Origin of the sequence: Flavobacterium sp. (assembly GCF_017744675.1) — a bacterium.
Lineage (GTDB): Bacteria > Bacteroidota > Bacteroidia > Flavobacteriales > Flavobacteriaceae > Flavobacterium.
In genome coordinates this window covers 681,415-701,507 of the sequence record NZ_JAGIAV010000004.1, presented here as the reverse complement: position 1 = coordinate 701,507, position 20,093 = coordinate 681,415, and the positions used below count along the sequence as shown (strand labels likewise).

Sequence of the window (20,093 nt, the reverse complement as noted above, 5' to 3'; positions counted from 1 at the left end):
CCAAATTCCAAACAAACAACAACTTAAACTATTAACCATTAAAACTTAACCAAATACAAATGAGTTCAATTTCATCTGATATTAAACCAAAAAAACATTACGAAATTCTAGACGGACTGCGTGGCGTTGCGGCAATTTTAGTCGTTGCGTTTCATATTTTTGAAGCCTTTGCTGGCGGAAACCGTTTTATCCAAATTATAAATCACGGATATCTTGCCGTTGATTTCTTTTTCCTTTTATCTGGATTTGTTGTCGCCTACGCGTACGACGATCGCTGGGGAAAAATGACACAATGGGAGTTTTACAAACGCCGTTTAATCCGTTTACAGCCGATGGTGATTCTAGGAATGATCATTGGGGCAATATTTTATTATTTTCAAGCTTCAGATACATTATTCCCTATGATTGCAGGAATGGAAGTTTGGAAAGTTATTTTAACCATGGTAATAGGTTTTACGTTATTGCCAATTCCGCCTTCAATGGAAATTAGAGGTTGGGGAGAAATGCATCCTTTAAATGGTCCGGCATGGTCACTTTTTTTCGAATATATTGCAAACATCTTGTACGCCTTAATCTTCCGTAAATTTTCGAATAAAGTGCTATCAGTTTTTGTATTGATATTTGCCGGACTGTTAATTAATTATACAGTTTTTGGACCAAAAGGAGATGTAATCGGCGGCTGGTCATTAAATTGGAGACAAATGAATATTGGCTTCACCCGTTTATTGTATCCGTTTTTTGCTGGAGTATTATTGTGCCGTTTAGGAAAACTGATTCATGTAAAAAATGCTTTTTGGGTATGTGCAATTTTAATTACGATTGTTCTTTCTCTGCCTAGATTTGGAGACGAAAACAGCGTTTGGATCAATGGAATTTACGAATCAATCTGTATTATTTTTATTTTTCCTGTTATTGTGGCAATCGGAGCAGGAGGAGAGATTAAAAATGAGTTTTCATCAAAAATATGCAAACTTCTAGGTGATATTTCTTATCCAATTTACATTACACATTATCCTTTAATTTATTGGTTTACCGCATGGATTGCAGATAATAAAGTGACCATGGAGAACGGATATCTAGAAGGAATCGGGGTTTTATTAGTAAGTATTCTATTGGCTTTTGTATGCTTAAAATTATACGACGAACCAGTTAGAAACTGGTTGGTAAATAAATTTCAAAAGAAAAAGCCAGTTGCAGCATTATGATTTTTTTAGAGTTTGTAATTTTTGTTAGTTACAAATACAGAAAGGGATAAACGTTAAGTTTATCCCTTTCTTGTTTATAATTGGAATTGTAGATGCGCACTGCAGTGCGTCTCCTCGTTTTATGATTATTCCTTTATTGGAAATTTGAAAGGAGTGCTCAAATTATGATAAAAAATAAAAAGGGATAAACACACGTTTATCCCTTTTTCAGAGTTTTTAAGAAAAAAACTTAGCATCTTAGTATCTTAGAACCTTAGCATCTTAAAAAAGTTATTCTAAAACCAACTGTCCTAAAGCTTCTTTAGAGAAACCTTTTAACTCATCAGTTTTTCCAGCTTTAATTTTCGCTACCCAATTTGGATCTGATAAAAGAGGTCTTCCAACGGCAACCAAATCAAAATCGCCTCTGTCGAAACGTCTGTTCAATTCTTCTAAAGAAGTTGGTTGCGAACTTTCTCCAGCAAATGCGCCAAAGAAATCACCAGAAAGTCCAACAGAACCTACGGTAATAGTTGGTGCTCCAGTTACTTTTTTGGCCCAACCAGCAAAATTCAAATCAGAATCTTCAAATTCTGGTTCCCAGAAACGACGTTGTGAAGCGTGAATTATATCAACACCAGCATCAACAAGAGGCGTAAGCCAAGCTTCTAATTCTTGTGGATTTTTAGCCAGTTTATAATTGTAATCAGAAGGTTTGAATTGAGAAAAACGCATAATAATAGCGAAGTCATTTCCAACTTGTTTTCTCACTTCTTTTATCACTTCAATAGCAAAACGGTTGCGCTCTGGAAGTGTTTTTCCCCCGTAAATGTCTTCACGTAAATTCGTTTCAGCTCTAAAGAACTGATCGATTAGATAACCATGCGCGCCGTGAATTTCAACAGTATCAAAACCTAATCTTTTAGCATCAGCTGCAGCTTTTCCAAAAGCAAGAATAGTGTCTTCAATATCTTTTTCAGTCATGGTAATACCATTTCTAAAATCAGGACGGTTTAATCCAGATGGACCTTCAAAAGGAACTGGCGGAACCCATCCAGAATGATGATTGTCCATAATTCCCATATGCCAGATTTGCGGTCCCATTTTTCCGCCCGCAGCATGAACTCCATCAATTACTTTTTTCCATCCGTTTAAAGCTAAATCGCCATAAAAGTGAGGAACATTAGCATCGTTAGAAGAAGATTTTCTGTCAATAACAGTTCCTTCAGAAAGAATTAATCCAACTTCGCCTTCAGCTCTTTTTTGGTAGTAAGCTGCGACTTCATCAGTTGGAACTCCGTTAGGAGAAAAAGAGCGCGTCATTGGCGCCATTACGATTCGGTTTTTCAGATTTAACGATTTTAAGTTAAACTCAGAAAATAGGTTGTTTGTACTCATAGTAATTTTACAAATTAGATTGAATTAATTTACTGAGTGCTTCAAAGGCACCTTCGTTACGTTTATAATAGGTCCATTGTCCAACACGTTTGGCTTCTATAAAACCAGCGCGCTGTAAAATAGACAGGTATTCAGATACTGTAGATTGTGTCAAGCCCGCTTTGGCTTGAATTTGCCCAACGCAGACACCATGCTCAAATCCAGCATGTTCAAGCTGTCCTGGAAAGTTAATTTCAGGTTCTTTAAGCCATTCCAGCATTTGCAGTCTGGATTTATTTGATAATGCTTTAAAAATTTCTATCGGTTCCATGAAGCAAATATATCGACTTTTCCCGATATATCAATTAAGAGAAAAATATTTAGGATAATTTTATGATTGGAGATCTGGAATGCTAGCTGTTTTATGAAAGAAAATTTATATTTGCCTATAGAATAATCTCGCAAAGACGTGTGAGTTTGACTCTCATTTTGTCATTTCGACGAAGGAGAAATCTCCGCAAGTAGCTCCGTATAGGAATCGCCAATCTATGTAGAGTTTCTCGTGGAGATTTCTCCTTCGTCGAAATGACAAATAGTGCGTTGATTATAAGATTGAAAACCCCAAATTATAAACTTAATTATGAAAAAAACTTTACTTATTGCAGCGTTCTTATGTTGTGTAATCACCAGTTCTAAAGCACAAGTTGTCGGTGTAGATGTTGGAGATATTGCTCCAGAAATCGATCTTCCAGACACAAAAGGAGAGAAGGTTGCACTTTCTTCTTTAAGAGGAACTCTAGTTTTAGTTGACTTTTGGGCTTCTTGGTGCGGACCTTGCATTAAAGAACAGCCACTTTTAATAAAATTGCATAATGCATATCCAGACAAATTATCGATTTATGGCGTTTCTATGGATACCAAAAAGCCATTATGGACAGGAGCAATTGCAAAAGCAAAATTGCCTTGGACTAACGTTAGTGATTTAAAATACTGGCAATCTCCAGTAGTTGGGGATTATATGCTGCAATCTGTTCCGTTGAATTTTTTAATTGATAAAAACGGAATCATTCTAGCAAAAAACATCCACGGACAGGCTTTAGAAGCTAAAATTAAAGAGCTTTTAGAAGTGCAATAATTTTTTTTAACCGCAAAGAGCGCAAAGATTTACGCAAGGTTCGCAAAGTTTTTCACTTGAAAATAAAACTCTCGCAAAGTCGCAGAGTCGCAAAAAAAATAATAAACTTTGCGACTCTGCGACTTTGCGAGATTCTTTAAAATGTAGCGTGCTTAGCGTAAATCTTCGCGCTCTTTGCGGTTAAAAACAAAAAGTCCGATCGGCAAGATCAGACTTTTAATTTTTCTCTAAGACTCCTTATTCACTTTCTTTACACCTCCAAAACTCGTTTTCAGCATTTCTCTAATCTGAAACTGAGTCTTATTTCCCGATGCGCTTTTCCAATCTTTAAGATCAAAAATATGAATTTGATCGGCATACGGATTAGTTAAAAATGAAATTCGTGAAATCGTATATTTATAATATTTCAGTTCGTGAGAAACATGTCGATTTGGGACAACAATTAATATATTTTCCCAATTCAAAAAGTCTTTCGGAACATCTTTTCTTTCTAATAATCCTAAAGATTCAAAAAAAGCGGTAATCTTCTGGTCATTAAGTTTGCTAATCTTTTGATCAAGGCTTTTAAAAGTACTTTGGAGCCTATTTTCGTTTATAATAGTACTCATAGTGTAATTGCTTTTTATGATTTTAATATAAAATTACATCAAAAGAAAATCATTTTTAAATCTGAAGCCATTAGATTCATTCTAAATTTTAAAACACACACGAGAAGTATTTGTTATGAATGAGTTATCAGATTTTGATAAAATACTATCACTGTTTTTTCTCTAAAAGCCTTATTTTTATCGCTATCTGATTTTACTAACAACCAAACCTATGAAAACAACTTTTGTCCAAAAATCAATTTTTTGCTTTTTTTTTCTCTGTTCATTCCATTTATTAGCACAAAACAAATCAGGAAGAGAATCGATTTTGATAGACAAAGACTGGCGATTTTCATTCGGGCATTTATATGATACTAAAAAAGATTTTGGCCATGCGGAAGGTTATTTTTCTTATTTAACCAAAACTGGATTTGGCGACGGGCCAGCCGCAAAAGATTTTGACGATCGCGCCTGGAGAAAATTAGATTTGCCTCATGATTGGGCAGTCGAGCAGCCCTTTAGCGAAAGCGCAAGTTTTAGCCACGGATTTAAAGCTGCTGGCAAGAATTTCCCCGAGAAAAGCATTGGCTGGTACAGAAAGAAAATAACGATTCCAAATGAGGATTTAGGAAAAATTATTTCTTTAAAGTTTGACGGCGTTTTTAGAAATTCAAGAGTATTCTTTAACGGATTTTATTTAGGGACTGAAGAAAGCGGTTACAACGGTTTTGAGTATGATGTCACAGCTTACGTTAATTATGGAGGCGAAAATACAATCGTGGTGCGAGTTGATGCTTCGATGGAAGAAGGTTGGTTTTATGAAGGAGCAGGGATTTACAGGCATGTTTATTTACAGAAAACCAATCCGCTGCACGTAGCTCAAAACGGAACTTATGTTACTTCAGAAATTGATAACGATAATGCTTCAATTACTGTCGAAATAAAACTCGAAAATAAAGGGCATTTTAAAGGAAATGTAGAAGTAAAACAAACGATTTTGGATGCTTCAGGAAAACAAGTTGCGACTGTTTCTGAAAATGTGACAGCTCCAGAATTCTACAAAACGAATACCTATTTGTCAAAATTAAATGTCAAAAATCCGCTTTTGTGGGATATTGATTCGCCTAATTTGTATGAGTTAGTTACTGAAATAAAAAGCGAAGGAAAAGTAATTGACAGCTTTAAGACTTCATTTGGAATCAGAACGATAAAAATGGATCCAGAAAATGGTTTTTTCCTTAACGGAAAACACATAAAGCTGAAAGGAACCAACAATCATCAAGATCACGCGGGAATTGGAACGGCGTTTCCAGATGAAATTCAGTATTACAGAATCGCAAAACTGAAAGAAATGGGCTCCAATGCCTATCGCTGTTCGCATCATCCGCCAACTCCAGAATTGTTGGAAGCTTGTGATAAATTAGGAATGTTGGTTATAGACGAAACTCGTTTAATGGGAATTAATAATTATCATTTGAATAATTTACAGCGAATGATCGAAAGAGATCGCAACCATCCAAGTATTTTTTGCTGGTCGGTTGGAAACGAAGAATGGCAGATAGAAGGTGGAATTACGGGCGAAAGAATTACCAACACTATGCAGGATTTCAGCAAAAGCATAGATCCGACAAGACCTGTAACAGTAGGAATCAGCAGCGGATTTAGAAGCGGGATTTCTTCTGTAGTAGAAGTTATGGGGTACAACTATTTAGGAAATGGAGACATTGACGCGCATCGAAATCAATTTAAACAGCAACCGGGAATGGGAACTGAGGAAGGTTCAACGTTTGCAACTCGAGGCATTTATTTTACAGATGACGCCAAACATTATCAAAGCGCTTATGATAAAAAACCTAGATCTACTTTTTATAGTATAGAAGAAGGTTGGAAATTCTATGCTGAAAGGCCATATTTGGCTGGAATGTTCATCTGGACAGGTTTTGATTATCGAGGCGAACCAACGCCGTATGGCTGGCCATCGGTAACTTCTTATTTCGGAATGATGGATGTTTGCGGTTTTCCAAAAGACAATGTTTTCTACTTAAAATCTTGGTGGGGAAAAGAACCTGTTTTGCATGTGCTCCCGCATTGGAATTGGAGCCGAATGGAAGGCAAAGAAATGGATGTTTGGGCGTATTCTAATTGTGATGAGGTGGAACTTTTTCTCAACAAAAAGAGTTTAGGCAAGAAGAAAATGGAACAAAACGGACATTTAGAATGGAAAGTAAATTATGCTGCAGGAACTCTTGAAGCTGTGGGATATAAAAACGGTAAAAAAGTACTTTCTGATATTCAAAAAACTACAGGAAAAGCAGAAAACATCAAATTATCTCTAGATAAGGAAAATGTAGTAAAAGGAAATGTTTCTGTTTTAACCGTTGAAACTACTGATAAAAATGGCTTACATGTTCCAACAGCAAACGACGAAATTGCATTTTCTATAAAAGGCGGAAAGATTTTAGGAGTTGGTAATGGAGATCCAACTTCGCTAGAAAGCGATCAGTTTATTGATGGCATAACATTGGTTGCCATAAATAATTTTAAAGAACAAAAGGGTGCAAGTGCAAATTTGCCTCAGCAATTACCAAATTTTGAAGAAAATAGCTGGACAGCAGCTTTTAAAGATCGCGATTATAAAAATCAAGCGCCGTCATATATTTATAGGGGAGAATTTGATTTGAAAAATAATTCGGCTTCTAATGTGGTGAGTTTCTTTTATAAAAAAATAGGAGTGGAAGCGGCAGTTTTCTTGAACGGAAATAAAGTAGAACCAAGCAAAGAAGATGCTCAAAAATATATTCTGAATACATCGATTTTAAAACAAGGAAAAAACACTATTCACATTGTGGTAACGCCATTGCAAAAAGCAAAAGAGTGGGACGCAATGAACACCGACCCTGGAATTATTCAAGTTATTACGCCAGCAGATTCTTGGAAAAGAAAGCTTTTTAATGGTTATGCTCAAATCATTATTCAGAAAGATGAAAATGCGAAAGAAGTGGTTTTGTCTGCTTCTGCGAAAGGGTTACGGACAGGAACTTTAGTTGTGAAATAGTTTCAGATTTTTTAACCGCAAAGGACGCGAAGGTTTTTACGCCAAGTTCGCAAAGAATTTTTCATCTAAATTTAGCGATACAGATTTGTCCTCCTGAGCGAAGTCGAAGGATATGCGCATGGTATTTCTATGCGGAGCAACTTACGTGTCCTTCGACTTCGCTCAGGAAGACATAAATTGAGAATAAACTTTGCGCCTCAGCGACTTTGCGAGCATATCTCCTTAAAAAAAAGAACTTTGCGAACTTTGCGTAATTCTTAGCGCCCTTTGCGGTTAAACCAACAAACTTGAAACCTCAAACCTGAAACAAAAAAATAACAAAAGAATAATGTTTGATTTTCATAACTTTGCAAAATGAATAATCAAGCAGAAACTCAGAATTGCGATTTCACTTCAGATTTGAAGATGAAAGGATTTAAAGTATATCCTATAAATGGAGATTTCAGTAAAGTTCCCGTTTACAGTCGAAGAGACTTTTACAAAATCTGCATCAACACCAGCAAAAGCATCATACAATATGCCGACCGTGGAATAGAAACAGACGGTACGATTCTGTTTTTCGGAAACCCTATTATTCCTTATTCTTGGGAAACCGTTTCTGAGAAATATGAAGGTTACGCTTGTGTTTTTACAGAAGAGTTTTTTAAAACCAAAGATCGATCAGAAACACTTAATGAATCGCCTTTGTTTAAAATAGGAGGAACGCCAATATTTTCTTTAAACGCTGAACAAAAGGTTTTTATAGATTCATTGTTCCAAAAAATGATTCAAGAATATGAAACCGATTATGCCTTTAAAGACGATTTAATGCGCAGCTATGTCAATCTGATTATTCATGAATCGATGAAAATGCAGCCTTCAGACAATTTCTTTAGACATAAAAATGCTTCTTCAAGAATTACTTCTTTGTTTTTAGAATTATTAGAAAGACAATTTCCAATAGAAACTAAAAACCAGCCTTTAGCCTTAAAAACACCACAAGATTATGCGCAAAGTCTTTCTGTGCATGTAAACCATTTAAATCGATCTGTAAAAGAAATTACAGGCAAGCCAACTACGGCACACATTACAGAAAGAGTGATCAATGAAGCAAAAGCTTTATTGCAGCATACCGATTGGAGCATTTCAGACATTGGCTACTCGCTTGGATTTGAATATCCGAGTTATTTCAATAATTATTTTAAAAGGCTTACAGGAACGGTTCCGAAATCACTTCGAATGTAAATTGTTTCAATTTCTTAATTTTTTGTTTGAATATTGTTATTTCAGCATGGTAGTATTGTACTACATTTGCCCTGAAATAAACAACGAATCTTTATATCAGTTTTTAAACGGCTAAATCATACTTCACAAAAGCGATGTCCAGCTTTACATTTAGTTTTAAATTTTTGATAATAGAAAAAATATAATTTTTTAAAGCATTACTAAAAATTCAAATCTCCTTCTAAAAAGAGATTCGCTGTATTGATTATTTCACCGAATAACTTTTAACAACTTTAAAATTAATTATTAACCTAAAAACAACGAAATTATGTCGACACATTTCACTGCTGTAATCGAAGAAGGTAAAATTCCAAATACTTATATGACAGGCGAAGTGTCATATAAAAAGCAGACAAGCGAAATTCATCCTAAAAATACTGTCATCAAAGATATTTCTTTTGAACCCGGAGCAAGAAGTAACTGGCACAGTAATGCAAGTCTGCAATTAATCATTGTAACCGATGGAGTTGGCTATTACCAAGAAAGAGGCGGACAAATTAATCTTATCGAAAAAGGAAAAGTAATCACAGTTTTACCAGGTGTAGAGCATTGGTACGGAGCAACTCCAACCACTAAATACTCTCATATTACTATTGTAACAGAAGTAGACAAAGGCACAGGAACATGGTTGGATAGTGTTACCGATGAGGAATATTATTCTTTTTAAGGTACTGAGAGATACTAAGATACTAAGATACTAAGTTTTTACACTGTTTTTGCCGATTTATAACAGATTTTATTTTTTGATTAGATTAAAATAATCGAAATTTATATAACCGTTTGTAAATCAGTATAAATCAGCTGGGTATCTATTGCATTTTCACAACAGTTTTAAAACCTGAAACTTGAAACCTGAAACAAAAAAACAATATAAAAAAATTATGGAAACAAAAAGCATTAAAGCCTTTGGTACAGAAGCTGCCGAAGCACCATTAAAAACCTTAGATATTAAAAGAAGAACAGTTCAGGCACACGATGTAGAGATCGAAATTCTGTATTGTGGAATCTGCCACTCCGACCTGCATTCGGCTAGAAATGAATGGCATGGCACTATTTATCCGATTGTTCCAGGACATGAGATTGTAGGCCGTGTGACTAAAGTTGGAGATCATGTAAAAGGTTTTAAAGTTGGCGATTTGGCAGGAGTGGGCTGTCTGGTTGATTCTTGCAGAGAATGCGAACATTGCAAAAATGACTTGGAGCAATTCTGCGATGAAGGAAGTACTCAGACCTTTAATTCGCCAGACAAACACTTAGGAGGACAAACTTATGGAGGTTATTCTCAAAGCATTACAGTAGATGAAAGCTTCGTTTTACATATTTCAGATAAGTTAAATCTTGCTGCTGTTGCTCCATTATTATGCGCAGGAATTACAACTTATTCGCCATTAAAACACTGGAAAGTTGGTCCTGGCCAAAAAGTTGGAATTGTAGGCATCGGCGGTCTTGGTCATATGGGAATCAAAATAGCGAAAGCTATGGGCGCTCACGTAGTGGTTTTTACAACATCTTTGTCTAAAACAGACGATGCAAAACGTCTTGGAGCAGATGAGGTGGTATTGTCTACAGACGAAACGCAAATGGCACAACACGCCAGAAGTTTAAACTTTATTTTAGACTGCGTTTCTGCAGAACACAGTATTGATGCGTACTTGAATTTACTAAAAGTAGACGGAACATTAACTCTAGTTGGAGCGCCAATGGATCCGTTGCCAGTAACTTCTTTCAGCTTGATTTTAGGAAGAAGAAGCTTCTCAGGATCTCTTATTGGAGGAATTGCAGAAACACAAGAAATGCTTGATTTTTGTGCCGAACATAATATCACATCAGATGTAGAAGTAATTGGCGTTAACGATGTAAATAATGCCTACGAGAGATTATTAAAAGGAGATGTTAAATATCGTTTTGTGATTGATATGGCTTCTCTAAAATAAGGTACAGAGCGACAGAGTAACAAAGGGACAAAGGTTTCTGCTCTTTGCGCTAAAAAGAAAACAATCTAAATAAAGGTTTATGAGGCAGAGAGTATAACCTTTGTCACTTTGTCTCTTTGAACCTTTGTAACTAAAAAGAAAAAAAAATGCAAACACGTAAACTAGGAAATAGCGGTCTTGAAGTCTCTGCATTGGGACTTGGCTGCATGGGAATGAGCTTTGCCTATGGTCCGGCACCTGATAAAAAGGAAATGATCAATTTGTTACGTTCGGCGTATGAAAAAGGAATTACTTTTTTTGATACTGCAGAATGTTACGGGCCCTATTTAAACGAAGAACTATTGGGAGAGGCATTAGCGCCTTTTCGCGATAAAGTTGTAATTGCGACAAAATTCGGCTTTTTGGAAGGTGATTCTAAAAAAGGATTAGACAGTCGTCCAGAATGGATTAGAGAAAGCATTGAAGGTTCGTTAAAAAGATTAAATATCGATGTAATCGATTTGTATTATCAGCATCGTGTAGATCCGAATGTGCCGATAGAAGATGTTGCAGGAACTATAAAAGATTTGATTCAGGAAGGAAAAGTAAAACAATTTGGACTTTCAGAAGCTGGTGCAGAAAGTATTCGTCGTGCTCATGCTGTGCAGCCTGTTACAGCGCTTCAGAGCGAATACTCGCTTTGGTGGCGAAATCCAGAAGAAGAAATTTTACCCGTTTTGGAAGAATTAGGAATTGGTTTTGTGCCTTTTAGTCCGCTGGGAAGAGGTTTCTTAACAGCTAAAATTGATGAAAATACGCAATTTGACAGTACTGATTTTAGAAATACATTACCTCGTTTTACGCCAGAAGCAAGAAAAGCAAATCAGACGCTAGTAAATCTATTGTCGAAAATTGCTGCGGACAAAGGAGCAACAAACGCACAAGTAGCCCTTGCATGGATTTTGGCGCAAAAACCTTGGATTGCACCAATTCCAGGAACAACTAAATTGCACCGTTTAGAAGAGAATCTTGGTGCAATAGATTTAAAACTATTAGCAGAAGATCTTGCAGCAATTGAGAATGCCTCAAAAATTACAATTGAAGGATCAAGATACCCAGAACACCTGCAGAAGATAACGGGAAAATGATTATCGTTATAGTGCCAAAGTAACAGAGTAACAAAGCAACAAAGTTTTTTGCCTTTGCCACTCTGTTACTCTATTACTCTGTTACTCTGTTACTCTGTTACTCTGTTACTCTGTTACTCTGTTACTCTGTTACTTTGGCACTATGTCACCAAAAAAGAAACCCCTCAAGCAATTCAACTCTTGAGGGGGCTTTTAGCAAAGATTTGGGGTTCTAGGATTCTCAATTGCTTAGAATCTTAGAAGCTCATAATCTTAGCGTCTTTGAAAATAAATAATAACCAATTAAATTTATTTTACTTTTTGTCTAGGTTTTGTTTCAGCATTTTAGCGTGTTCTAAATGCGCTGTTAAACCTGCAATATTGTTAGAAGCCCAAGTTCTTACTTCTTGATCATTTGCATCTTTTGCGGCTTTCTCTAATTTTTTAATCGCTTTTTCGTGACCGTCAATCATCATGTCAGCGAATTTTTTATCGAAATCAACTCCCGATTTTTCGTTTAATTTATTGTATTCGTCTTGACCTTCTTCAGTTAGCGAAGTTGGCAATGTAAAGTTTTTAGCTTTTGCTAATGCACTCACTTCAGAAGCTGCTTTAGTATGCTCATCAACTAGCGTTTTACCAAATTTTTTCACTTCAGCATTGGTACTTTTTGTTTGTGCCAGTTTACCAATTTCGATTTCAGCTAAATTAATTTCGGCTTGATCTACTAAAAATTCAGAATCATCCTCTTTGCTGTCAATCGAATCAAATTTTGCTTCGTTGGCATCTTCAGCAACTTCTTTTGGATCTTCTTGTTTGGTTTCGTTTTTACAAGATTGAAGGAATATAATAATAAGTCCTGCTCCTAAAATGGCTTTCCCGGCTAATAATAACTTTTTCATGATTTTAATAGTTTAAATGTTATGATGTAAAATTATAGAGTAACTGTAAGAAAAATTTATAGGATTTTTAGGGATTGTTATAGGATTTGGATGCAAAAAAAATATTTTAAACTTTTATGGCAGAGCCGAATGATGTATATTTGTTTTCGGAAAAATATTACAAAATAAAAATATCGTTGAATATTTAATATTTATTAATGAAACAAAAAATTACATTCCTATTTCTTCTAGCAACAGCTTTTGTATCAGCCCAAATTAGTTATAAAGGTTTCATTGACAAATATCCAATTGAGTTTGTGAGCTACATCTATTCAGACGGAGTTGGATCGGCTATTTATGCTTATTCCAATTATGATACTCCAATTGTTTTAAAAGCTAAACTGAATGGCAAAACTTTGGTATTTACTGAAAAAGATAAAAATGGTAAAGAAACAGCAAAACTGACTTTTAAAAATTACGATGCTAAAAGCAATCAATTAAACGGAATTTGGAAAGATGTAAATTCTGGAAAAGAACTCCAAATCAATTTAACAAAAGAGTTTGATATTGATTATGGTGATAATGTAGAATGGACAGAAAAAGAAATTTTGCAGCCTGTTTCTTTTAAGGACAAATACTTTAAGTTGGTAATTACCAAAGAAAAAGGCAGTTTTTATGCTAAAGTTTCGGGCGTAAAAATCATCGAAAAAAAGACCGATAAATTAATTCAGAAATTCGACTTAGATTGCGAGCTTTGGGGATTGGATAATATGAGTAGCGGAGATTATAATTTTGACGGATTTGAAGATTTTTCTGTTTTCGAATCTAGTTATGCTGGACCTAATACTTCGAGTATATATTTTCTATACAATCCAAAAACAGGAAAATACTTTGAAAGCAGTTTTAGCGGGACTTCTCTAGAATTTGACGCTTCAACCAAAAGAATATACGAGCACAATCAATGTTGTGCGGGAGCAAGTGTTCAAACAGCCGAATATAAAGTAGTCAATAATAAAATGGTTTTAATAAAAAAGACTTGTATGGAATATGATGGAAAAATTCAGGATTACAAGAAAGTCAAATGTGATTAATTATTTTAATTTTATTATTAAATGAAGATTGTTAAGATATTTTCGATATTGGTTCTATTAGGGATGTTTTTTCTATATATAATTTATTTTTCTCCTTTTGTGATGCCTTGGCAAAAAGAAGAAGCTATTAAATGTGCTTTAAGTTGGGGACAACTTGAAAAACTTCCCGACAATGCAGAAATTATAGATATGGAAAAGAGAGGTTCAATTTTTACACGACAATTTATAATTGAATTTGAAAGTTCTAAATTTGAAATACAGAAGTGGATGCAGCAAAGTAAGGGTTTTCAAAATAATATTCCAAAAATTAGAAACAATACCAAAATCTATGAAATTCATCCAAGAGACCAAGAAGCTTATGGAGGAAAAGTTGAAATTACGGGAAATAAAGTTATTATCAATATGAGTTGGAGCTAAATAATAGATTGAATGACGAAACATTTTTTTTTTACAATTCTAATTTCCTAATTCAATTGATTTTGGTGATTTTGAAATTACAATCTTCAGCAATGATTAATCCCAACTCCAAAAGAGTTGGGATTTTTTTTTGTAAAGATTTTCACAACTCACATTTGACAACTCACATTTTACATTTCCCCTTTCACAATTCCCATCCCACAAATATGAAATTTGCAGCAAAAATTCTATAACAAAATCGTCTTGGTTTTTGAGGAACTTTGAAATATCAGATTTTAAGAATTTAACCTTTAAAAATTAAAGTCATGCCAGATCCAAGAATTAAGAATGAAGAGCAATATGAGGCATTGGTTAAAAAAGGATACAGCAAAGAAAAATCGGCTCGTATCGCCAACACGCCAAATGCAGGTAAGAAAGGCGGAAAAGCAAAGCCTTATGACGAATGGACAAAAGACGAACTTTTAAAGCAAGCTAGTAAAGTAGGTATAAAAGGAAGATCTTATATGAATAAAAAAGAACTGATAGAGTCTTTAAGAAATAATTAAAGTTTAAAACAAAACCATTTCTGTGATAAAAAATTAAATACCATGAACGCGGCGAGAAAAGAAAATTTAATGAATCAGCTGATTAAAGCGCCACACTTAGTTATAGAAAAACTAGACTTAGAATACATTAATGACAATCAATTAACTATTGTACGCTGCCGCGAAGGAGAAAGTTTCGTTTACAAAAAGAACGGAAAAAATGTGAAGAACAAAAGCGAAATTAAACGCATTAATAGTTTAGTTCTTCCGCCTGCATGGGAAAATGTTCGTATAACAGATATTACAAATGGTCATTTACAAGCCGTTGGAACAGATCTTAAGAATAGGAAACAATACCGTTATCATCCGCGATGGAATTTGATTCGGAACCAGACTAAGTTTTATAAGATTGCCGAATTTGGAGCCAAACTTCCATCGATAAGAAAACAAGTCGATCTTGATTTGGAAAAAAAAGAATGGTCGAAAGAGAAAGTAACGGCTTTGGTTATTCGGTTAATGGAAGAAACGCATATTCGAATTGGAAATGAGAAATATGCCAAAGACAATAAATCGTACGGACTTTCGACTTTAAGGAAACGCCACATTAATATCAATAAAAATTCGCTTCGGTTTGAGTTTATCGGTAAAAAAGGAAAACAGCATACCATTACCACCCGAAACAAGCAATTGATAAAACTGGTAAGCCGATGCGAAGAAATTCCAGGTTACGAAGTCTTTAAATATTATGATAAAAACGGCGAAAGAAAAGTGTTGGACAGTCATGCTGTAAATGAATATCTGCACCATATTTCGGGTGAATATTTTAGCGCGAAAGATTTTAGAACATGGGCAGCATCGATCATTTTCTTTGAAAGTTTAATGGAAATAGGAATCACTTCTGATGAAAAAGAAATTAAGCAAAACATTATCACAGCTTTTGATCTTACAGCCGAAGCACTCGGAAATACTAGAAAAGTCTGCAAAGATTATTACGTTCATCCGCTTTTGATTTCGACTTACGAAGATGGTTCTATTCAGAAATATTTCGATTTGGCTCAAAAAAGCCGAAGCACCAGAAAATATTTTACAAAATCAGAAATAGCGTTTTCCGAATTGATCCAGAATTATGAAATCAATTTAGAAACACCTTGTTCATAAAGGAGTTAGGCACTCTCCAAAAGCCTAAAGTTTGCATACAAACAAAATCATTATTAACTAAAAAACTATTATTATGTTACGTTGGACAGTCACTTTTATTATTCTAGCCATTGTGGCGGGAATATTTGGTTTTGGTGGAATCGCCGCTGGAGCCGCAAGTATAGCTAAAATTCTATTCTTTATATTTTTAGTTCTATTCGTTATTTCTTTAATCAGCGGAAGATCGAGAGTATAAAAGAGCAGTAGATATAGAACAGATTTAAAACGGCACATTCTTTTGATAATGTGTCGTTTTGTGGTTTTAATAAAAAAAATAAAAAGTCATGGGAACACAAAGCGGGGCTTATCAAGATGTCTATATTAAAAGAGATGACACAATGTTGAGTTTGAAGAATGATGTGACAGATTTTTGCGAAAAATATATAAAACCTGTTCATCCAGAAAACTGGGATTGGTCGATTCGTGATTTTGAAGATCCTAAAAATGATCCCACAATAGCAGAAGCGAGAGCTATTGCAAATGTGGTTTTCAGAGATTTAAACGATGCCAAACAAACAGATGTTGATCTTTCGACGATGAATAATGTGCATGCGATTAAAGCCTATTTGGATCCAAATAGCAAACACGAAGCTTTTAATATGGAAGAATTTGCTTTTGCTTTAAAGGTAGAATTAGAACACGGGAGAGTAAAAGATGTGAATGTGACCAATAATCATCCTTTTTTAACCGCAATGATTGCGCTTGCGCACATGACAGAAAGTTTAACTTATTATAAAAGACTTAAGGTGATGGAGGCAGAGGGCGAAATCTATGAGATTGTACGAAAGTTGGAAACATCGCCGGTTGGAAAAGAAAAATGGTATATAGAATTAGGCAAAGCCGAACAAGAACTCAACGAGGCCAGAGCTGGATTAGCAGAACGCTTGGCCCGTATGGACGATATTCCAGTACTGAAAATTATTGGAGATTAAGTAGTTAAATTTTTAAACTCAAAAAAACCGTCCCGTTAAAAACGAGACGGTTTTTTCTTTTTCTGAGAATAAATATTAGAATCGGCGTGGATCATTTTCTGGATATTCTTCGTCATCATTATCTTCCTGAACATCATCTTCGATATAATCATTGCTGTCTTCGTCAATGTCTTCTTCTATATAGTCGTCCTCGTCGTCCTCGTCGTCCTCTTCATCCTCATTTTCATCGTCATCTTCATCTTCATCTTCGTCATCTTCATCTTCGTCATCAATGTCTTCTAGAACATCTTCGGTTTCGTTAAAGTCGTATTCATCTTCTTTCAGATCTGACGGATTGTCGAATTCATCATTTTCTTCGGCATAATTGCCGTCTTCCAACTCGACTTCATAAATATCATCGTTATTGTCTTCAAGATCTCTGTCATTATGAAAATCGTCGTTTAAATCTTCTAAATCATCGTCGCTTACAAAATCCTCCTGATCTGGATTTGGTCTGTTCGGATTATAGCCATTTCGCACCATATAGCCTCTTTCAGCGATTTCGCTACTGTCATTGTCAGGCTTTTTGATATCGGCATTAAGATCTTCGCTTAAGTTTCGGTCGTTGGAAAAGTGATTTTTTATATCTCTATTTATGCTGTTTTTTTTATCGATAGTATTCATGATATCTTGTTTTTATGATTAATACTTACAAAGCTAAGAGGAAGATAAAGGAATTGCTTATAGAATTTTTAACTCTAATTCTATAATTAACAGATGTTTAGAATAGAATTTTAATTCAAAATCTTATAAGCTTCCAGAAAGTAGAGGCAGTAATTTTATCCTCATATTAATCATAAAAAACTATTACCATGAAAAGTACAGATAATAAAAATGCAAGTACTGCAAAAGAGACTACACCAAGAGGAGTAACTAAACCAAAATCGAGCGCTGCATCGGGATTAACAGAGTTGTTTGAAGATGCATTAAAAGATATTTATTGGGCAGAAAAAGCTTTGACAAAAGCATTGCCTGTAATGGTTAAAAATGCTTCTTCTGTCGAATTAAAAGATGCATTAGACAATCATTTAACAGAAACAGAAGAACAAATTACCCGTTTGGAAGAAGTGTTTAAAATTGTGGGCAAAAAAGCAACAGCTAAAAAATGCGATGCCATGGATGGTCTGATCGAAGAAGCTAAAGGAATGCTAGAAGAAACCGAGTTTGGAGTAGTACGCGATGCAGGAATTATTGCCGCAAGCCAAAAAATCGAGCATTATGAAATCGCGACTTATGGTACTTTAAGACAATTTGCAGAAACATTAGGACTGCCCGAAGCGGCCACTTTATTGGAACAAACTCTTGATGAAGAGAAAGGTGCCGATAAAACCCTTACAGAAGTGGCTGTAAATGCAGTAAATCTTGAAGCTGCCGAAATTGAATAAAGAGTAAGAAAGAAATAAAAGTGCAGTTTTCGAACTGCACTTTTTAGTTATATAAAAAATACAATATATGCCTGAAGGTCCGTCTATAGTAATCTTAAAAGAAGAAGTGCAACAGTTTGCCGGACAGAAAATAATTTCTGCTTCTGGAAATGCTCATATTGACATTGCCAGTCTTAAGGATAAAACTGTTCTAGCTTTTAAAACTTGGGGAAAGCACTTTTTAATTTGTTTCGATTCTTTTACAGTAAAAATCCACATGCTGATGTTTGGAACATACCGAATAAATGAGCGTAAAGTGTCTAAACCGAGATTAAGCCTGGTTTTTGCGAACGGAGAACTTAATTTTTATACCTGTTCGGTTAAAATTTTAGAAGGAGATGTCGATTCCCATTACGATTGGAGTGTTGATGTTATGAATGAAAATTGGAATCCGAAGAAGGCACAGTTGAGTATGGATAAAATGCCCGAAAAGATGATTTGTGATGTCATTCTTGATCAAGATATTTTTTCTGGAGTAGGCAATATCATAAAAAATGAAGTTTTGTATCGCTGTTATGTTCACCCAGAATCTATTGTGGCAAAAATTCCGCCTCATGTAAAAAGTCAGCTTATTGCAGAATGTTCGACATATAGCTTTGAGTTTTTATACTGGAAAAAGAAATTTGAACTCAAAAAACACTGGGAAGCCTATACCAAAAGCACTTGCCTAAGATGCAATCTTCCATTTCAGAAGAAACAGACTGGACTACGAAAACGCAGAAGCTTTTTCTGCACTAACTGCCAACAATTATATATATGAAAAATCAAATAAGAATAGGTTGTTCCAGCTTTTATAACAGTTTTTGGAAAACTGTTTTTTATCCTCAGAATCTTCCCTCCAAAAAATGGTTCGAGTTCTATTGCCAGCATTTTGACACTTACGAGTTTAATGGCAGTTTTTATAAATTTCCAACTGTCCGTATTTTTCAAAATTGGTATAATAAAACGCCAGAATCTTTTTTGTTTTCGGTCAAAGTGCCAAAAGAAATTACCCATGTCAAAAAACTGATAGATTGCGAAAGCCGTTTGGATGAATTTTATACCGTTTGTAAAGACGGAATGAAAGAGAAACTCGCAGCTGTACTGTTTCAATTCCCGCCAAGTTATACTTTTAGCCGAGAAAAATTAGATTCCATAATTGCAATTCTGAATTATGATTTTAAAAATGTAGTAGAATTTCGTCACGAAAGCTGGTGGAATGATGAGGTTTGGAATGCTTTTAAGGATAATAAAATTACGTTTTGCAGTGTGAGTTATCCAAATCTTCCGCAAACTATTTTTAAAGATTTTCCAATACTTTATATGCGTTTTCACGGAATCCCGAAATTATTTCATTCCAGTTATTCTACAGAAGAGTTACAGCAGATAAACCGTGAGATCCGTTCTAAAAAAGGATTTGTATACTTCAACAACACAGCAAGCGAAGCAGGTATTCTGAATGCTTTAGAATTAAAGAGAATGGCTGTTTGAGTCTTTTTTTAACCGCAAAGGCGCAAGGGTTGCGCAAAGTTCGCTAAGTTTTTTTAACGCAGAGAACGCCAAGATTTTTTATTATGAAAGCTTAATGCAGACGCAAAAAGAGTTCGCAAAGATTATGCTCTTTGTGGTTAATTTTTTTTGTTTCCCGCAGATTTTGCAGATCATGCAGATTTTTGTGATGTGAAAAGATCTACGCAGATTAAAAAATCTATTTAAATCTGCCAGATCTGCGAGAGACAAAATTATACGCAACAGTTTTGCATAAAAAATCGCGTTTTTTTGCCACAAATTAAAGGATTAAAATCTGTTTAAATCTGCCGAAATCTGCAAAATCTGCGTGAAACAAAACTATACCCAACAGTAAAAAATAACCGCAAAGAGTAAGAATTTAACGCAAAGCAAGAAAGATAAATCTTAGCGAACTTTGCGCAACCCTTGCGCCTTTGCGGTTAAAAAAAGACTCAAACA

21 protein-coding genes are annotated in these 20,093 nt (G+C 34.9%); 16 read left to right on the top strand and 5 right to left on the bottom strand.

The annotated features are described in order from the left end of the window. Positions 1-59: 59 nt before the first annotated feature. The gene (locus J7574_RS13280) at positions 60-1,205 is read left to right on the top strand and encodes an acyltransferase (RefSeq protein ID WP_290969052.1); all 1,146 of its coding nucleotides are present in this window, start codon (positions 60-62) and stop codon (positions 1,203-1,205) included. A gap of 270 nt (positions 1,206-1,475) precedes the next feature. On the opposite strand, the gene J7574_RS13275 is transcribed toward J7574_RS13280, so the two are convergent. Together J7574_RS13275 and J7574_RS13270 are read right to left on the bottom strand one after the other, a co-directional pair. Next, positions 1,476-2,582 carry an NADH:flavin oxidoreductase gene (locus tag J7574_RS13275; RefSeq protein ID WP_290969050.1) on the bottom strand — a complete coding sequence of 369 codons (1,107 nt, stop codon included), beginning with the start codon at positions 2,580-2,582 and terminating at the stop codon, positions 1,476-1,478. Positions 2,583-2,589: 7 nt separating this feature from the next. After that, positions 2,590-2,892 (bottom strand): helix-turn-helix transcriptional regulator, encoded by a 303-nt coding sequence (locus J7574_RS13270; protein WP_290969047.1) that lies wholly within the window; start codon positions 2,890-2,892, stop codon positions 2,590-2,592. A gap of 309 nt (positions 2,893-3,201) precedes the next feature. On the opposite strand from J7574_RS13270, the gene J7574_RS13265 reads away from it, so the two are divergent. After that, positions 3,202-3,696 (top strand): TlpA disulfide reductase family protein, encoded by a 495-nt coding sequence (locus tag J7574_RS13265; protein ID WP_160783455.1) that lies wholly within the window; start codon positions 3,202-3,204, stop codon positions 3,694-3,696. Between the two features lie 227 nt (positions 3,697-3,923). Here J7574_RS13265 and J7574_RS13260 read toward each other — a convergent pair whose 3' ends face one another. After that, positions 3,924-4,304 (bottom strand): hypothetical protein, encoded by a 381-nt coding sequence (locus J7574_RS13260; RefSeq protein ID WP_290969043.1) that lies wholly within the window; start codon positions 4,302-4,304, stop codon positions 3,924-3,926. Between the two features lie 211 nt (positions 4,305-4,515). Here J7574_RS13260 and galA point away from each other — a divergent pair, with 211 nt between their 5' ends. The 5 genes from galA (at position 4,516) to J7574_RS13235 (ending at position 11,662) form a co-directional block, all read left to right on the top strand. After that, complete coding sequence (gene galA / locus J7574_RS13255) at positions 4,516-7,338, top strand: beta-galactosidase GalA (protein WP_290969040.1); 2,823 nt, start codon at positions 4,516-4,518, stop codon at positions 7,336-7,338. Positions 7,339-7,692: 354 nt separating this feature from the next. Further along, positions 7,693-8,562 (top strand): AraC family transcriptional regulator, encoded by an 870-nt coding sequence (locus J7574_RS13250; protein WP_290969038.1) that lies wholly within the window; start codon positions 7,693-7,695, stop codon positions 8,560-8,562. 307 nt (positions 8,563-8,869) lie between these two features. Next, positions 8,870-9,268, top strand: a complete 399-nt coding sequence (locus tag J7574_RS13245; protein WP_290969037.1) for a cupin domain-containing protein — start codon at positions 8,870-8,872, stop codon at positions 9,266-9,268. Positions 9,269-9,482: 214 nt separating this feature from the next. Beyond that, complete coding sequence (locus J7574_RS13240) at positions 9,483-10,535, top strand: NAD(P)-dependent alcohol dehydrogenase (RefSeq protein WP_290969034.1); 1,053 nt, start codon at positions 9,483-9,485, stop codon at positions 10,533-10,535. A 146-nt stretch (positions 10,536-10,681) separates the two neighbouring features. Beyond that, positions 10,682-11,662, top strand: a complete 981-nt coding sequence (locus J7574_RS13235) for an aldo/keto reductase (protein WP_290969031.1) — start codon at positions 10,682-10,684, stop codon at positions 11,660-11,662. Positions 11,663-11,955: 293 nt separating this feature from the next. Here J7574_RS13235 and J7574_RS13230 read toward each other — a convergent pair whose 3' ends face one another. Beyond that, complete coding sequence (locus J7574_RS13230) at positions 11,956-12,543, bottom strand: DUF4142 domain-containing protein (RefSeq protein ID WP_290969028.1); 588 nt, start codon at positions 12,541-12,543, stop codon at positions 11,956-11,958. Between the two features lie 197 nt (positions 12,544-12,740). Between J7574_RS13230 and J7574_RS13225 the strand changes: the two genes are divergently transcribed. The 6 genes from J7574_RS13225 to J7574_RS13200 all read left to right on the top strand — a co-directional run bounded on the left by J7574_RS13225 (position 12,741) and on the right by J7574_RS13200 (position 16,683). Beyond that, on the top strand, positions 12,741-13,613 hold the full coding sequence (locus tag J7574_RS13225) for a hypothetical protein (protein WP_290969025.1): 873 nt from the start codon (positions 12,741-12,743) through the stop codon (positions 13,611-13,613). A 21-nt stretch (positions 13,614-13,634) separates the two neighbouring features. Then, positions 13,635-14,030: a hypothetical protein gene (locus J7574_RS13220; RefSeq protein WP_290969022.1), complete on the top strand. Its 396-nt coding sequence runs from the start codon at positions 13,635-13,637 to the stop codon at positions 14,028-14,030. Positions 14,031-14,335: 305 nt separating this feature from the next. Further along, positions 14,336-14,575 (top strand): Rho termination factor, encoded by a 240-nt coding sequence (locus tag J7574_RS13215; protein ID WP_290969020.1) that lies wholly within the window; start codon positions 14,336-14,338, stop codon positions 14,573-14,575. A gap of 42 nt (positions 14,576-14,617) precedes the next feature. Then, positions 14,618-15,712 (top strand): DNA topoisomerase IB, encoded by a 1,095-nt coding sequence (locus J7574_RS13210; RefSeq protein ID WP_290969017.1) that lies wholly within the window; start codon positions 14,618-14,620, stop codon positions 15,710-15,712. Between the two features lie 73 nt (positions 15,713-15,785). Continuing rightward, positions 15,786-15,947, top strand: coding sequence for a DUF1328 domain-containing protein (locus J7574_RS13205; protein ID WP_012026284.1), 162 nt, complete (start codon positions 15,786-15,788; stop codon positions 15,945-15,947). Between the two features lie 88 nt (positions 15,948-16,035). Continuing rightward, the gene (locus J7574_RS13200) at positions 16,036-16,683 is read left to right on the top strand and encodes a DUF5661 family protein (RefSeq protein WP_290969002.1); all 648 of its coding nucleotides are present in this window, start codon (positions 16,036-16,038) and stop codon (positions 16,681-16,683) included. Positions 16,684-16,758: 75 nt separating this feature from the next. Here the strand turns inward: J7574_RS13200 and J7574_RS13195 are convergent, their stop codons facing one another. Then, entirely contained in the window at positions 16,759-17,346 is a 588-nt protein-coding gene (locus J7574_RS13195) for a hypothetical protein (RefSeq protein WP_290969000.1), read from the bottom strand. Between the two features lie 188 nt (positions 17,347-17,534). Here J7574_RS13195 and J7574_RS13190 point away from each other — a divergent pair, with 188 nt between their 5' ends. The 3 genes from J7574_RS13190 to J7574_RS13180 all read left to right on the top strand — a co-directional run bounded on the left by J7574_RS13190 (position 17,535) and on the right by J7574_RS13180 (position 19,616). Further along, the gene (locus J7574_RS13190; protein WP_290968998.1) at positions 17,535-18,107 is read left to right on the top strand and encodes a ferritin-like domain-containing protein; all 573 of its coding nucleotides are present in this window, start codon (positions 17,535-17,537) and stop codon (positions 18,105-18,107) included. Positions 18,108-18,174: 67 nt separating this feature from the next. Then, a complete protein-coding gene (locus J7574_RS13185; RefSeq protein WP_290968995.1) occupies positions 18,175-18,906 on the top strand; it encodes an endonuclease in 732 nt (243 codons plus the stop codon). Further along, positions 18,903-19,616, top strand: coding sequence for a DUF72 domain-containing protein (locus tag J7574_RS13180; RefSeq protein ID WP_290968992.1), 714 nt, complete (start codon positions 18,903-18,905; stop codon positions 19,614-19,616). The genes J7574_RS13185 and J7574_RS13180 overlap by 4 nt, the downstream gene beginning before the upstream one ends. Positions 19,617-20,093 lie beyond the last annotated feature (477 nt).